This is a genomic window from Nocardia aurantiaca (genome assembly GCF_009708175.1).
GTDB lineage: Bacteria > Actinomycetota > Actinomycetes > Mycobacteriales > Mycobacteriaceae > Nocardia > Nocardia aurantiaca.
Genome location: NZ_WMBB01000001.1, coordinates 323,881 through 341,015 on the forward strand (window position 1 = coordinate 323,881; position 17,135 = coordinate 341,015).

The 17,135-nt window shown below is 70.8% G+C and carries 3 protein-coding genes; all 3 read left to right on the forward strand.

Features of this window, described 5'->3' with window-relative positions; all coding sequences use genetic code 11:
- The first annotated feature begins 165 nt into the window (after positions 1-165).
- The 3 genes from GLP40_RS01390 (at position 166) to GLP40_RS01400 (ending at position 17,087) form a co-directional block, all read left to right on the forward strand.
- Positions 166-14,436 (forward strand): non-ribosomal peptide synthetase, encoded by a 14,271-nt coding sequence (locus GLP40_RS01390; protein WP_154785963.1) that lies wholly within the window; start codon positions 166-168, stop codon positions 14,434-14,436.
- 278 nt (positions 14,437-14,714) lie between these two features.
- Complete coding sequence (locus GLP40_RS01395; protein ID WP_154786339.1) at positions 14,715-15,707, forward strand: alpha/beta hydrolase; 993 nt, start codon at positions 14,715-14,717, stop codon at positions 15,705-15,707.
- A gap of 129 nt (positions 15,708-15,836) precedes the next feature.
- Positions 15,837-17,087, forward strand: coding sequence for an Nramp family divalent metal transporter (locus GLP40_RS01400; RefSeq protein WP_407671514.1), 1,251 nt, complete (start codon positions 15,837-15,839; stop codon positions 17,085-17,087).
- The last annotated feature ends 48 nt before the right edge of the window (positions 17,088-17,135 follow it).

The following is a 17,135-nucleotide window of genomic DNA, read 5'->3' on the forward strand; positions in this document are numbered from 1 at the left end:
GAGGCGAACGACCCTCCCATCGGGAGGGCCGAGTAACGCGGCCTGCGTGGATCCGATGAAGTTTGTCGGTGCACGCGGCGGTTGAGCAATGACGGACAGGATGAGGATTAGCTGCATGATTCGGGTGGTCGGGGACCGGAAGAACGAGCTCACGGCGGTAGCGGCATGACCCGCGCGGCTCGCGTACGTCCGACCCGGACTCGCCGTCCCTCCTCGCCCACCCTGCCGCAGCTGTTGGCCACCGCGGTGGAGGCCAACCCGGATGGCCTCGCGGTCGCCTTCGCCGACGCCGCGGGCACGCGCGCCCGGCTCGGCTACGCCGAACTCGACGAACGCTCCACGCGCCTGGCCCGGCTGCTCATCGACCGCGGAGTCGGCCCCGAGGACCTGGTGGCCGTCGCGGTGCCGCGCTCGGTGGAATCGGTGCTCGCGATCTGGGCGGTCGCCAAGACCGGCGCCGGATTCCTTCCCGTGGACCCCAACTACCCGAACGACCGGGTGCGCCACATGCTCTCCGATTCCGGCGCGGTGCTGGGCCTCACCGTGGAAGCGCGCCGCTCCGCGCTGCCGGGCCTGGTCCCATGGCTGGAACTCGACGCGGATGAACTGGACCGGGCCGCCCAGCACTACTCGGTCGAGCCGATCACCAACGCCGACCGGCTGCGCCCGCTGCGCGCCGAACACCCGGCGTACACCATCTACACCTCCGGCTCGACCGGTCTGCCCAAGGGCGTCGCGGTCAGCCACACCGGCTTGGCCGCGCTGAGCGCCGAACAGCGCGAGCGGTTCGCCATCACCGCGGAGTCGCGGGTGCTGCACGTGGCCTCGCCGTCCTTCGACGCCTCGGTGTTCGAACTGCTCATGGCGGTCGGCTCCGGCGCGACGCTGGTGGTCGCCGCGCCCGAGGTCTACGGCGGTGACGACCTACGGGCGCTGCTGGCCCGCGAGGCGGTCACCCACGCGGTGATCACCCCGTCCGTGCTGGCCTCCATCGACCCGGCCGGGCTGGACACGCTGGGCATGGTGCTGGCCGCCGGTGAGGCCTGCCCGCCGGAACTGGTGCGGCGCTGGGCCGTTCCGATCACGGGCGGGCGGCGTCGCCTGCTCAATGGCTACGGCCCGACCGAGACCACCATCTGGGCCACCTGCGCCGAACTGCTGCCCGAGCGGCCCGTCACCATCGGCGGGCCGATTCGGGGCGCGATGGTGCACGTGCTGGACGAGCGGCTGCGGCCGGTCCCGCCCGGGGTGGCCGGCGAACTCTACGTGGGCGGCGCGCTGCTGGCTCGCGGCTACGTGCAGCGACCGGATCTGACCGCGGCCCGGTTCGTCGCGAACCCGTTCGACATGGGTGGATCCGGGGGCGCGGGTTCCCGCCTGTACCGCACCGGCGACCTGGTGCGCGTGACCGCAGACGGTGAGCTGGAGTACCTCGGCCGCAATGACTTCCAGGTCAAGATCCGCGGCCTGCGCATCGAGCTGGAAGAGATCGACGCGGTGCTCGCCGGGCACGAGAGCGTCGACTTCGCCGTCACCGTGGGCCGCGAAATCCAAGGCCGGGCAACGGTTCTGGTGTCCTATGTGCATGCCTCCCCCGGCGCGGGCGTGGATGTCGAGGAGTTGGCCGCGCTGGCCGAGCGCTCGCTGCCGCCGCACATGGTGCCCGCCACCATCGTGGCGCTGGACGAGATCCCGCTGACCCCGGTCGGCAAGCTGGACCGCGACGCGCTGCCGGAACCCGAACTGCCGCAGACGGAATACCGCGCACCCGAGACGCCGGCGCAGCAGGCCATCGCGCAGGTGCTGACCGAGGTGCTGAAGCTCGACCGCGTCGGCTTGGACGACGACTTCTTCACCCTCGGCGTGGATTCCATCACCGCCATCCAGATCGTCTCGCGGGCCCGCGCCGTGGGCCTGGGCTTCAAGCCCAAGGAGATGTTCGCCGCCCGCACCGTCGCCGCGCTGGCCGAGATCGCCGTGCCGGTCGAGGACGCCTCGGCCACCGAGGAACTCGCCACCGGACCGCTGGTCGAACTGACCGCGGCGGACGAGGCGCGGCTGCGCGAGCGCTATCCGAACCTGTCCGAGGTGTGGCCGCTGACGCCGCTGCAGTCGGGCATGCTGTTCCACGCGCAGCTGGCCGAATCCTCCGTCGACGCCTACATGGTGCAGTTCGCCCTCGACCTGGCCGGCGAGATCGACGTGCCGCGCGTGCGCGAGGCCGCCCGCGCCATGCTGGAGCGGCATGTCAACCTGCGTGTGGTCTTCGCCGAGGACAGTGCGGGCAATCCGCTGCAGGTCGTGCTCGACGAGGTCGAACTGCCCTGGCAGTACCTGGATCTGAGCGACCGGGTGCCGGCCGAGGCGCTGGCCGAGACCGACCGCCTGATGGCCTTCGACGTGGCCCGCCACTTCGACATGAGCGCCGGGCCGCTGCTGCGCATGACGCTGTACCGCACGGGCTCGGACCGCTTCCGCCTGTGCGTGACCAGCCACCACATCCTCATCGACGGCTGGTCCATGCCGCTGCTCATCCAGGACATGCTGCTGCTGTACGCGGCCGGCGGCGACGCCTCCCGGATTCCGGCGGTGCGGCCCTACCGCGACTACCTGGCCTGGCTGGCCGCGCGCGACCACGGCGCGGCGCGTGAGGCGTGGCGCGAGACCCTCGCGGGTTTCACCGAGCCCACGCCGCTGGCGGCGGTCGACCCGTCACGTGAAATCACCTCCGGCATCGGCGAAGTCGCCTTCCAGCTGTCCGAGGCCGAGACCGCCGCGCTGACCAGGGTCGCGCACGAGGCGGGCGTCACGCTCAATACCGTCGTGCAGGCCGCGTGGGGTCTGCTCATCGGGCGCAGCACCGACCGCGATGACGTCGTCTTCGGGGCCACCGTATCCGGTCGTCCGCCGCAGCTGGCGGGCATCGAGACCATGATCGGTCTGTTCCTCAATGCCATTCCGGTGCGGGTGCGCCTGACCGCGGGCAGCACTCTCACCGAGGTGCTGCGGGCCCTGCAGGACGAGCAGGCCGCCATGCTCGACCACCACTACGTCGGGTTGGGCGAGATTCAGGAGATCGCCGGCGTCGACGGGCTTTTCGACTCCATCGTGGTGTTCGCCTCCTTCCCGGTGGACGAGGAATCCCTCGACGATGCCGCCGCGCCCATCGACGGCGCGGGCATTCTCGGCGCGTCCGCGGTCAACGGCACCCACTACCCGCTGACCGTCATGGTGCAGCCGCGGGGCAAGGGCCTCGGCTTCGGCGTGAAGTACCTGCGCGACCTCTTCGAGGAGGACGCGGCCCAGGCCATCGCGCAACGCCTTGCGGCGCTGCTGTCCCGGATCGCCGCCGACCCGCGGGCGCGGGTGGCCGAGGTGGATGCGCTGCTCGACGGCGAGCGCCGCGAGCTGGCGGCCGTCAATGCCACCGAAGTGCCCGAGCTGCTGGACGATTCGACCCTGCTCACCCTGTTCGACGCCCAGGTGGCGCGGACCCCGGACGCCCCGGCTGTCGTCCACGGCCGCACCGCCCTGACCTACGCCGAACTGGACGCCCGCTCCCGCCGCCTCGCGCAGGAGCTCACGCTGCGCGGCGTCGGCGCGGAATCCCGGGTGGCCGTGGCCATGCGGCGCGGCATCGACCTGGTGGTCGCCATCTACGCCGTGCTGCGCTCCGGCGGCGCGTACGTGCCGGTGGACCCCGACCACCCGGCCGAGCGCAACGAGTACGTGCTCGAAGGCTCCGCGCCGGTGTGCGTGCTCACCCGCGCGGCCGACGACTTCGTAACCGCCTCCGGCGTGCCGCTGTTCTTCGTGGACGCGCTCGCGGGCGCGGACCCGTTCGTGGAGGTCGCCCCGGCGGGCGTGCGCCCGGACAATGCCGCCTACGTCATCTACACTTCCGGCTCCACCGGCCGCCCCAAGGGCGTGGTCATCACGCACCGGCAGATGGCCAACCAGTTCCGGTGGGCCCAGCGCACCTACCCGCACCGCGCGGGCGATGTGGTGCTGCACAAGACGCCCATCACCTTCGACATCTCCACCTGGGAGCTGTTCTGGCCCCTGCAAACCGGCGCGACCGTGGTGGTGGCCGAACCGGACGGGCACCGCGACCCGGCCTATATCGCGCGGGTGATCGATGAATACGCGGTCACCTCGGTGCATTTCGTGCCGTCCATGCTCGACGCCTATCTCGAGAGCGCGGCCCGGCGGCACCCCTCGCTGCGGTGGGTGTTCGCCGCCGGTGAGGCGCTCTCGGCGGAGAGCGCCGCGAGATTCGCGGCCGCACTGCCGGATACCGAGCTGGTGAACTGGTACGGCCCTGCCGAGGCCACCGTGGTCACCGCGCACCCGGCCGAGCGCACCCACGGTGTCGCGGTGCCGATCGGCAGCCCCGTCGCCAATACCCGTGTGCTGGTGCTGGATCGGCAGCTGCGGCCGGTGCCGTTCGGCGCGGCGGGCGAACTCTATGTCGCCGGTGTGCAACTGGCGCGCGGCTACCTCGGCGCGCCCGCGCTGACCGCCGAGCGCTTCGTCGCGCATGAGGGCGGGCAGCGGCTCTACCGCACCGGTGACGTGGTGCGCTGGATCCACGACGGCGGTGCTGAAATCGCCGGCTCGGCCGGCGGTGCTGAAATCGCCGGCTCGGCCGGCAGCGGGTATGCCCTGGAATACTTGGGCCGCAGCGACTTCCAGGTGAAGCTGCGCGGCCAGCGCATCGAGCTCGGTGAGATCGAGACCGTGCTGCTCGCCCACCCGGCCGTGCATCGGGCCGCGGTCTCGCTCGTGCGCGGCAGCACCGGCGACCGCCTCGTCGCCTACGCGGTGCTCGAGAACGGCGCGCAGGTCACCGACGCCGAATTGCTCTCGCACACCCGCGAATCCGTGCCGTCCTACATGGTGCCCTCGGCCGTGGTGCGGCTGGATGCCATGCCGCTCAACGCCTCCGGCAAGCTGGACCGCAAGGCGCTGCCGGTGCCGCAGTTCCAGGCCCGCGAATACCGCGAGCCCGGCACTGCCGCCGAGCGCACGGTGGCCGAGGTGTTCGCGGCCGTGCTGCACCTGGAACGGGTCGGCGCGGACGACGACTTTTTCGAGCTGGGCGGCAACTCGCTCAATGCCACCCAGGTGGTGGCCCGGCTCGGCGCCGCCATCGGAGCCCGGGTGCCGGTGCGGGCCCTGTTCGAGAAGCCCACCGTGGCCGAGCTGGCGGATTCGCTGGGCGCACTGGCGGATTCGGCGGTCGCGCCGCTGCGGCCCATGCCGCGGCCTACGCTGATCCCGCTGTCCTACGCGCAGCAGCGCATGTGGTTCCTCAACCGCCTGGACACTGACGCCGCCACCTACAACCTGCCCATCGCGCTGCGTGTCAACGGGCCGCTGGACGTGCCCGCCCTGCGCGATGCCGTGGCGGACCTGGTCGCCCGGCACGAGGTGCTGCGCACCTACTACCCGGAGCACGAGGGCGTCGGGCACCAGCTCGTACTGCCCGTCGACGCGGTCGACGCCATGCCGTCGCTGCCGGTCGTCGAGGTCACCGAAGCCCAGGTGGCGCAGGTCGTTTCGGAGGTGGCGTTCGCGCCCTTCGATGTGACCGTGGCCCCGCCGCTGCGTCTGCGGCTGCTGCGACTGTCCGCCGAGGACCACGTGCTGGTCTGCGTGGTGCACCACATCGCCGGTGACGGCTTCTCCGGCGGCCCGCTCACCCGCGACCTCATGACCGCCTACTTCGGCCGCATGCGGGGGCAGGAACCGGAGTGGTCGCCGCTGCCCGTGCAGTACGCCGACTACGCGCTGTGGCAGCGCGAAAGCCTCGGCGACGAACACGATTCCGGCTCGCTGCTGGCCCGCCAGTTCGATTTCTGGCGCACCGCGCTCGCCGGCCTGCCCGACCAGCTGGAGCTGCCCACCGACCGGCCCCGCCCGGTCGTCGCCTCCGGGCGCGGCTCGGTGCACGTCTTCGATATCGACCCACATGTGCACGGTGCCCTGAACCGGGTTGCGCAGCAGCACAATACGACGCTGTTCATGGTGCTGCACGCCGCCTTCGCGGTGCTGCTGGCCCGAGTGTCGGGCACTCGCGACATCGCCATCGGCGCGCCCATCGCCGGCCGCGGCGAGGCCGAGCTGGACAACCTGATCGGCATGTTCGTCAACACCCTGGTGCTGCGCACCGAGGTCGACCCCAACGCCAGCTTCGCCGAACTGCTCGCCGCCGTGCGGCAGACCGACCTGGCCGCCTTCGAGCACGCTGACGCACCGTTCGAACGCATTGTGGAACTGCTGGATCCGCCGCGCTCGCAGGCCCGGCACCCGCTGTTCCAGGTGTCGCTGACCCTCCAGAACATGAGCCCGGCGGTCTTCCAGCTGCCCGGCGTCACCGTCTCCGACGTGGACCTGACCGTGCCGGTGGCCAAGTTCGACCTGGACCTGACCTTGATCGAGCGCACCACCACCGACGGTGCGCCGCAGGGCATCGCGGCCGCCTTCACCTACGCGACCGACCTGTTCGACGCCGAGACGATGGACCGCCTGGCCGAGCGCCTGCGCCGCACCCTGGTCGCGGCGGCAACCCACCCCGAGCGCGCCGTGGGCGACTTCGACCTGCTGGCCGTGGACGAGCGGCAGCGGGTGCTGGCGGATTGGAACGCCACCGCCGTCGACATCGCGGCCGGGCTGCCGCGCGCGGCCACCGCAACCCTGGTGTCGCTGTTCGAGAGCCAGTCGCTGCGCACCCCGGACGCGGTCGCGCTGGTGCACAACGGTGAGCGGCTCACCTACGCCGAGTTCGCCGCCCGCGTGCACCGCCTGGCCCGCCGCCTCATCGCGGCCGGGGTGGGCCCGGAATCGCTGGTGGCCCTGCACATCCGGCGCTCGCTGGACTTCGTGACCGCCGCCTACGCGGTGCTGGCCGCCGGCGGTGCGTACGTGCCGCTGGATCCGGACCAGCCCGCCGAGCGCATCGCGCACGTGCTCGACACCGCGCACCCGGTGTGCGTGCTCACCACCTCGCGCGACCCCTTCGACGCCGGGGACCACCCGGTGCTCGAGGTCGACACCGCGATCCTGTCCGGATACGCCGACCACCCCGTCATCGACGCGGAACGCCGGGCGCCGCTGCGTCCGGAGAACACCGCGTACGTCATCTTCACCTCCGGCTCCACCGGCCGCCCCAAGGGCGTGGCCGTGCCGCACGCCGCCGCCGTGAACCAGATCCGCTGGATAACCGACGAGTACGACCTCGGCGGCGACGACATCGTGCTGTTCAAGACACCGGCCACCTTCGACGTGTCGGTGTGGGAGTTGTTCGGCCCGTTGGCCACCGGCGGCCGCATGGTCATCGCCGCGCCCGACGGGCACCGCGACCCGCTGTACCTGGCCGACGTCATCGCCGCCGAGCGGGTCACCATGACCTCGTTCGTGCCGTCCATGCTGCGGGCCTTCGCCGCCAGCGCCGAACCGGCGCTGCTCACCTCGCTGCGGGCGCTGCTCGTCGCCGGTGAGGCGTTCACCTCCGACGCGGTCGACGCGTTCCGCGCGGTCAACGGCGCGGAGCTGCACAACCTGTACGGCCCCACGGAATTCGCCGTGCACGCCACCTACGCCCGGGTGGCCGACCGAGTGTCCGGGGCCGTGCCGATCGGCGGACCGGTGTGGAACGCCCGTGCCTACGTGCTGGATTCGCGTCTGCACCCGGTCGCTCCCGGCCTCGTCGGTGAGCTGTACCTGGCGGGCGCGCAGCTGGCGCGCGGCTATGTCGGCCGCCCCGACCTGACCGCGGATCGCTTCGTGGCCAACCCCTTCCAAGCGAAGGGAGGTGGAGCGCGCGGCGAGCGGATGTACCGCACGGGCGATCTGGTCAAGTGGAACGCCGACGGTGAGCTGGTCTACCTGGGCCGCACCGACTTCCAAGTGAAGCTACGCGGTCTGCGCATCGAACTCGGCGAGATCGAATCCGCCCTCACCGCACACGAATCCGTGGCCCAGGCCGTCGTCGTCATGCGCTCCGACACCTCCACCGGCGACCAACTCGTGGCCTACGTGGTCCCCGAGAGGCCGACCGCGCAGGTTCGCGGCGCGTCTCGATTCTGGACCGACGGAGCGGGGTCGCGAAGCGGAGGAGCGGAGGAGGAAAGAATCGAGACTTCCAGCGCCGCCAACCCCGTCCAGAGCGAAGCGAAGGGCAAACCAGACACGGTTCGCGGCGCGTCTCGTTCTGGACTGACGGAGCGGGGTCGCGAAGCGGAGGAGCGGAGGAGGGAAGAACGAGACCTTCAGCGCCGCGAACCCGCCCGGAGCGAAGCGGAGGGCAAATTAGACACAGCGCTGCGCGCTCACCTGGCCGCCCGGCTGCCGTCGTACATGGTGCCCGCCGCCCTGGTGGTGCTCGACGCCATGCCGGTCAACGCCAACGGCAAGCTGGACCGGAAGGCCCTGCCCGCACCGGAATTCGAGGCCCGGGAGTTCCGCGCTCCGGTCACCCCGGTCGAGCAGACGGTCGCCACCGTGTTCGCCGAGACCCTCGGCCTGCCCGCCCCCGTCGGCCTGGACGATGACTTCTTCGCCCTCGGCGGCAACTCGCTGGTCGCCACCCAGGTGGTCGCTCGCCTCGGCGCGGCGCTCGACACCCGGGTGCCGGTCCGCCTGATCTTCGACGCGCCGTCGGTCGCCGCGCTGGCCGCCCGGCTGGAGCAGGCCGCGGGCAGCGGCCGGGCCCCGGCCCTGGTGGCCGGTCCGCGCCCGGAGCTAGTGCCGCTGTCGCTGGCCCAGCAGCGCATGTGGTTCCTCAACCAGTTCGACACCGCCGCCTCGGCGTACAACCTGCCGATGGCGCTGCGCCTGGACGGCGAGTTGGATGTCGACGCCCTGCGCGCCGCGGTCGCCGATGTCGTGGCCCGGCACGAGACCCTGCGCACGGTCTATCCGCAGACCGGCGGGGTCGCCCACCAGGTGGTGCTGTCGGCCGAACAGGCGATGCCGGAGCTGACCGCCGAGCCCGCGGCCGCCGCGGATCTGCCCGAACTCATCGGCACGCTGCTGTCCACCGGTTTCGATGTGACGCGCGAGATCCCGTTGCGCGTACGGCTTTTCCGCGTCGAGCCAACGGTGCACGTCATCGTGCTGGTCGCCCACCACATCAGCGCCGACGGCTGGTCCATGGGACCGCTCGCCCGTGACCTGATGACCGCCTACATCGCGCGCTCCGCCGGGACCGCGCCCGCGTGGACGCCGCTGCCGGTCCAGTACGCCGACTACAGCCTGTGGCAGCGCACCGTGCTCGGCTCGGAAAGCGATGAGCAGAGCCTGATCTCGCAGCAGGCCGCCTACTGGCGCGAGGCGCTGGCCGGACTGCCCGACGAGCTCAACCTGCCCGCCGACCGCCCGCGCCCGCCGGTGTCGAGCTTCCGCGGCGGGCTGGTGCCCTTCCATATCGACGCCGATATCCAGCAGGGCCTGCAGCGCATCGCGCGCGAGCAGAACGCCACGCTGTTCATGGTCGTGCACTCGGCGCTGGCGGTGTTCCTGGCACGGCTGTCCGGCGCCGAGGACATCGCCATCGGCACGCCCGTCGCGGGCCGCGGCGAGGCCGCGCTGGACGACGTCATCGGCATGTTCGTCAACACCCTGGTGCTGCGCTCGCATGTGCACGGCGGCCTGCGTTTCCACGAACTGCTGGCCCGCACCAAGGAAACCGACCTGCAGGCCTTCGCGCACGCGGACCTGCCCTTCGAGCGGCTGGTCGAGGTCCTCAATCCGGAGCGCTCCACCGCCCGCAACCCGCTGTTCCAGGTCATGCTGGCCTTCCAGAACCTGCCCGACAGCGATTTCGAACTGCCCGGATTGCGCATCGCCGCACTGGAATCCGGTGTCCAGACCTCACAGTTCGATCTCTCGCTGACGCTGCGCGAGACCGGCGACAACAGCGGCCTGCACGCGGTCTTCACCTACGCCACGGACCTGTTCGACCAGCGCACCGTCGAGGTGTTCGCGCAGCGGTTCACCCGCCTGCTCGAGGTCATCGTGGACCGGCCGGTCACCGCCATCGGCGACCTGCCGCTGCTCGACTCCGACGAGTACGAGCTGCTCACCCATGTGCACGGCGACGAGGTCATGGCCACCGCGCTGCTGCCCGAACTACTCACCCGCGGTGTGGAACTGGGCCGCGACCGCGTCGCCGTCCGCTACCGCGGGCACTCCATCACCTACGGCGAGCTCGATGACTACTCCTCGCAGCTGGCGCGGGTGCTCATCCGGCACGGCGTGGGCCCCGAGAAACTTGTCGCCGTGGCGTTCCCGCGCTCGTTCGAGATGGTCGCCGCGGCGCTCGCGGTCGCCAAGACCGGCGGCGCGCACGTGCCCGTCGACCCGAACTACCCGCCGGACCGGGTGCGGCACATGGTCGTCGACTCCGGCGCGATCATCGGCATCACCAGCAAGGCCTTCCAGCCCGCATTGCCCGGCGACGTCGAATGGCTGTGCCTGGACGACGCCGCCACCGACCGCCGGTGCGCGGCCGAATCGCCCGCGCCGCTGACCGACGCCGACCGCCTCGCCCCGATCCGCATGGCCAACCCGGCCTATGTCATCTACACCTCCGGCTCCACCGGAATGCCCAAGGGCGTCACCGTGACCCACGCCGGTCTCGGCGGCCTCGCCGACTACGCGATCGGGCTCTACGACCTGGACCTCGACCACCGGGTCCTGCACATCTGCTCGCCCAGCTTCGACCCCTCGGTGCTGGAATGGATCTGCGCGTTCTCCGTCGGCGCCACCCTGGTCGTGGTGCCGCGCGACATCCTGGGCGGACCCGAGCTCGGCGAGCTCATGCGCCGTGAGGGCGTCACCCACGCCATCATCACCCCCGCCGTGCTGGGCACCATCGACCCGGCCGACCAGCCGCAGATGGAAATGGTGTCGGTCGGCGGCGATGTGACGCCGCCGGAGCTGGTGGCCAAGTGGCGAACCGGAGATCGCTTCTACCACAACGCCTACGGCCCCACCGAGACCACCATCGTCTCCACCTACGCGCAGCTGGAGCCCGGCCGCCACATCACCATCGGCGCGCCCGTGCACGGCATGTCGGCGCTCGTCCTCGACTCCCGGCTGAACCCGGTGCCGCCGGGCGTCGCCGGCGAGCTCTACCTCAGTGGCGGTGCGCTGGCGCGCGGCTACCGCAATCGGCCCGGACTCTCGGCCGAGCGGTTCGTCGCGAACCCCTGGGGCGAGCCGGGCGCGCGCATGTACCGCACCGGCGACGTGGTCCGCTGGTACGCCGAACCCGATGAGCGCGACGGCAATCACGCCGGGGGAGCGGTGCGATGGGAACTCGACTACGTCGGCCGCTCCGACTTCCAGGTCAAGGTGCGCGGCTTCCGCATCGAACTCGGTGAGATCGACGCCGTGCTGGCCACCCACCCCGACGTCGAGTACGCGGTCACCGTCGGCCGCAAGAACGCCGCGGGCGTCACCGTCCTGGTGTCCTACGTGCTGGGCGTACCCGGCCACCGGCCCGATCCGGACCGGCTCACCGAGCACGCGGCGCGGACGCTGCCGCCACACATGGTGCCCGCCGCCATCGTGGTCCTCGACGCCCTGCCGCTCACCCCGGTCGGCAAACTGGACCGCAAGGCCTTGCCGGAACCCGAACTGCGCCAAGGCGAATACCGCGCACCCACCAATCCGCTCGAGGAAGCGGTGGCCGCGGCCTTCGCCGAGGCGCTGGGCCTCGACCGCGTCGGCGTCGACGACGACTTCTTCACCATCGGCGGCAACTCGCTGCTGGCCACCGGCATCGTCGCCAAGCTGCGCGAACTCACCGGGGCCGAGGTCATGGTGTCGTGGTTCTTCACCGAACCCACGGTCGCCGGGCTCAGCGCCCGCATCGCGTCCGCCCTGGAGGGGCAGCACGATTACGACGCCGCGGCCGACTCCGCGCTCGGCGTCCTGCTGCCGATCCGGGCCACCGGCACCCGCACGCCGCTGTTCTGCGCGCCACCCATGGTCGGCATGGCCTGGCCCTACGCGGGCCTGTCCCGCTTCCTGCCCGAGGACCAGCCCCTCTACGGCCTGCAGTCACCGGCCCTCACCGAGGACGACTACCGGCCGAACTCGCTGACCGAGGTCGCGCGGCGTTATATCGAGGTCATGCGCGAGGTCCAGCCCGAGGGCCCGTACCGGCTGCTCGGCTACTCCCTCGGCGGTGTGCTCGCGCACGCCATCGCCACCGAATTGCGTGCCGCCGGAGAGCGAGTCGATCTGCTCGCCATCCTCGACGCCTACCCGGGCGCCGAATTCTCCGACTTCCGCAAATCCCTGCGCGAGCAGTTCGCGGAATTCGGCATCGGCGAGGACGCGCTGCCCGCCGGGGATCTGCAGGACCTCAGCGACGAGGCGCTGCAAGCGCTGCACGCCGCCATCCCCAGCGATCTGGCCGTGCTCACCCTGGATCGGCTGCGGCGCATGTACCGCGGCGCGGTGCGCACCGTGGAACTCGGTGCGCGCTACCAGCATTCGGTGTTCGACGCCCGCATGGAACTCTTCGCGGCGGAATTCGGTCGCGAGGACGGCGTGGTGCACAGTGCCGCCGACTGGCGGCCGTACGTCACCGGGCAGATCTCCGAGCATGTGGTGCCGGTCAAGCACCAGCTCATGTGCACGCCCGAGTCCTACGCGGTCATCGGCCCGCGCCTGGCCAGCCTGATCGAGCGCGCCGACAACGCCGACAGCAATGACTGGGCCATCACCCAGGTGCTGCCCGTCATCAAGCCCGAGGACCTCGTGCGGCCGGTCAAGCTGCACGATCCGGAGCAGCGGGGCATCCCGGTCGCGCTGGCCCCGGAACCCGCCGCGGCAGCGAAGCCCGCGCCGGAGCCTGCCCGGGAAGCGGAGTCCGCTCAGGAACCCGAGCCCGATATCGCCTTCCGGCTCGAGCCCGCGGCGGCACCGGACCCCGAGCCCGTGGCGACAGCGGACGCCGAGCCTGCCTCGGCGCCGGCCGCGGAGCCCGATGCGCCTGTCGCCGAGGCGGATTCGTCCGCCGAGCTCGACTCCGAACACGCCGCTGTATCGGCCGGGCGCGCCGCGATACCGGTGGTCCCGGTGGCCATGGGTCCCAGACTCAGTGCGGTGGGCCAGGTTTCGCCGTTGCCCGCCGGCGCCATGGGACTGCTCGATGTCGAACCGTCCGGCGTCTGGGTCCGGGCCATCACCCTCGATATCGCCGCCGGCATCTCCGGCACCCGGGTGCGCCGCTCGGTCGCCGGACTGCTGGACCGGCACCCGGGCCTGTGGGCGCGACTGCGCCGCACTGGCGACGTGGTGGCGCTGGACATCCCGGCCGCGCCGCCGCGCGGCGCCGCCGTGGTCTGGCAGATCGACCCGAACGTCGAGGCCGTCGGCGATCCCATCGAGGCCGTGATCCACGCCGCCGCAGCCGAATTGGACCCCGAGAAGGGGTACAACATGCGCTTCGTACTGCTGGAGAACGTGGCGCCGGAAGGGGCCGGGGTTACCGAGGACCGGCCCGCCGCGGTGCTGGTGGTGGTCGCCAACGGCCTGGTCGTGGACGACACCTCCTGGCGCACGGTCATCGAGGACCTCACCGCCTCCTGGTCCGGCGGCCACGCCACCCCGCCCAGCGCGGACGCCCACCCGCTAGGCATCGCCCGCGCGCTGGCCGAACGCGCGGTGGACGCCGACACCCTCGACGAATTGGACTGGTGGCGCACCGCGCTCGCCGATGTCGCGGAGGGCGTGTCGCCGGATCTGGTGCTCGGCGCCGCCGATTCCGGTGCCCGCGGCCGGGTCTCGGTGGCCATCACGGGTGAGGGCGCGGCCGCCATCGACGGCGTCGCGCGCCGCTACGGGGCCAGCATCGACGATGTGCTGCTGGCCGCCCTGGCCGCCACCCTGCTCGCCCCGGGCGCCGAATCCTTGCGCGACACACTCGGTTCGGTGGTGCGGTTGATCGCCGACGGCCGCGCTCCCGGCGATCCGGCCGGGCTGCGCACGGTCGGCGCGTTCAGCACCACCTACCCGTTCCCGCTGCGCCTGGACGGCATCGACCTCGACGACGTGCGCGCCGGCGGCCCGACGGCGGGAGCGGTCATCGAGCAGATCCGCGACCGGTCCCGTGAGGTGCCCTCCCAGGGCGTCGGCTTCGGACTGCTGCGGTACCTGAACCCGGAGACGGTCGCGCAGATCGCGGTACTTCCGGTGGGCCGCATCGGTTTCCGCTATCGCGACCTGCGCCCGGCCCAGGTCTACCCGGAACCGGTTGCCGACGACCTGTACCTGGACGTCACCGTCGACACCAGTCAGGACGGCCTCATCGCCCGCTTCGATTTCGTGGGCTCGGTGCTCGACCTGGACCAGGTCAAACAGCTCGTGGAGGGCTGGGTGCAGGCATTGGGCGGAATGGCCGAGCACGGGCGCTGACCCGGTGCCACCGGCCGATAACGGAAGGTGACGCGCGGCGGCCGATAGCTACCGCCGCGCGACCAACCCGTAACATGGGGCGCTGTTGCGGCGATCGGATAGGCCGTATGGTCTGTCGGGGGTCGGAAGAACCGGGAAACCCGGCCGTGGGGTCGCCGACCAGCACAATCGACACGAGATGAAGGTGCGAAACATTGATTCGTCGATATGTCCGGAGCGGGCGGCGCGGGGTGCGAGCCACGGCCTTTCTCGCCGCCACCGCGGTTCTCACCGGTCTGATGGCCGGCGTCGGTGGGGGCAGCGCCTCCGCCGACCCGATCATCGACGGCAAGAAGCTGCTGGCCGATCCGGTCTCGGCGGACGGGTCGAAGATCACCAAGGCGGAGATGAAGGACGACCGGAACATCCGGCTCTACGTCTACTCCGCGGCCATGGGCGCCACCTACCCGGTCGATGTGCAGCGGCCGGCCGACGCCTCGGTGCCGCGCCCGACCCTGTACCTGCTCAATGGCGCGGGCGGCGGTCAGGACGACGCCTCCTGGGTCAAGAAGACCAATATCGTCAACGGCTTCCTCGGTGACAAGAACGTCAACGTGGTCCAGCCCATCGGCGGCAAGTGGTCCTATTACCAGGACTGGGACAACGACGATCCGGTTCTCGGCCGCAACAAGTGGACCACCTTCTTCACCGAGGAACTGCCCCCGCTGATCGACGCCGCCCTCGGCACCAACGGCGTCAACGCCGTCGCCGGCATCTCCACCTCCGGCACCACCGTGCTCACCCTGGCCGAGGCCAAGCCGGACCTGTACAAGTCCGTCGCCGCCTACTCCGGCTGCGCGCAGATGGCCGACCCGCAGGGACACGAGTTCATGCGCCTGACCGTCGAGACCTGGGGTGGCGGCAAGCTCGAGAACATGTACGGCCCGTCGGATTCGCCCGAGTGGGTCCAGCACGATCCGGTCGTCAACGCCGACAAGCTGCGCGGCATCAACCTCTACATCTCCTCCGGCAGCGGCCTGCCCGGCCAATACGACACTCTCAACGGTCCCTACGCGCTACCCGGCGCCTACGGCCTGGCCAATCAGCTCATCATCGGCGGCGTGATCGAGGCCGGCACCAACTTCTGCAGCCACAACCTCGCGAACAAGCTGAACTCGCTGGGCATCCCGGCCACCTTCAACTTCCGGGCCACCGGCACCCACTCGTGGGGCTATTGGAACGACGAGTTCATCAACTCGTGGCCGGTGCTGGCGCAGGGTCTCGGCATCTGAGCGAAAGCCCACGCGGACAACGCAATCCAGCCCGGCACCGGAAGGTGCCGGGCTGTTGCCGTTATGGCTGTGATCACAGGCTGGTAGGAATGGCTAAACAAAAAGTTTGGGTAGCCGTAAACTGCTTTTGTGAGTATCAGTGTGGCCGATGAACGAAGCCCGCTCCAGCGTGCGCGGTCGGCCACGGTGCTGTTGGGCCCCGCATTCGTCGCGGCCATCGCCTATGTCGATCCGGGCAATGTCGCCTCCAACATCAGCGCCGGTGCGCAGTACGGCTACCTGCTGGTATGGGTCGTCGTCATAGCGAACGTCATGGCCGGACTGGTCCAGTACCTATCCGCGAAACTGGGACTCGTCACCGGCAGATCGCTGCCGGAACTCGTGCGGGCGAAGGCCGGCCGCCCGGTGCGGCTGGCCTACTGGGCGCAGGCCGAAACGGTGGCCGTGGCAACCGATCTCGCGGAGGTCGTGGGTGGCGCCATCGCGCTGAACCTGCTGTTCGGGCTGCCGCTCATGGTCGGCGGCGTCATCACCGGCTTCGTATCGATGATCCTGCTCCTGATCCAGAATCGCCGCGGCCAACGGCTTTTCGAACGGGTCATCACCGGATTGCTCGGTATCGTCGCCATCGGATTCCTCGCCTCCGTGGTGATCTCACCGCCCTCGGCCTCCGAGACGCTGGGCGGCATGGCGCCGCGCTTCGAAGACTCCGGCAGCGTGCTGCTGGCCGCCGCCATGATCGGCGCGACCGTCATGCCGCACGTGGTCTACCTGCACTCCGGCATGGCCCGCGATCGGCACGGGCATCCGGAGGAGGGCCTGCCCCGAAACCGGTTGCTGCGCATCACCCGATACGACGTCGGTTCGGCCATGCTGCTGGCGGGCACGGTGAATATGGCCATGCTGCTCATGGCCGCCGGCACGCTGCGCGGTCGGGACGGTGTGGACACCATCGAGGGCGCGCACGACGCCGTCCAGGAGGTGCTCGGTCCGGTGGCCGGACTGTTGCTCGCGGTCGGTCTGCTGGCCTCCGGCCTGGCCTCCACGTCGGTGGGGGCCTATGCGGGAGCCATGATCATGCAGGGCCTGCTGCACCGGCACATTCCGCTGGTGGTGCGCCGCGTGATCACGCTGATTCCCGCCCTGGTGGTGCTCGCGGCGGGCATCGATCCCACTCGCGCCCTGATCATTTCGCAGGTGGTGCTGTCGTTCGGCATTCCGTTCGCGCTCATCCCGCTGGTGCGCTTCACCAGCGACTCCGGCGTGATGGGGATGAATGTCAACCATCGGGTCACCACCGGCCTGGCCTGGCTGGTGGCCGCCGTCATCACCGCCCTGAACGTGGTGCTGATCTACCTCACCGCCACCGGAAAGAGCTGACACACCGTCATCCCGGCATGCTTGCGGCCGGAATCCACTGGAAACACG

Excerpts from the sequence above, each read along its gene's own strand:
- GLP40_RS01390 (WP_154785963.1), top strand. The coding sequence starts at position 166 with ATGACCCGCGCGGCTCGCGTACGTCCGACCCGGACTCGCCGTCCCTCC.
- GLP40_RS01395 (WP_154786339.1), top strand. The coding sequence starts at position 14,715 with ATGGCCGGCGTCGGTGGGGGCAGCGCCTCCGCCGACCCGATCATCGAC.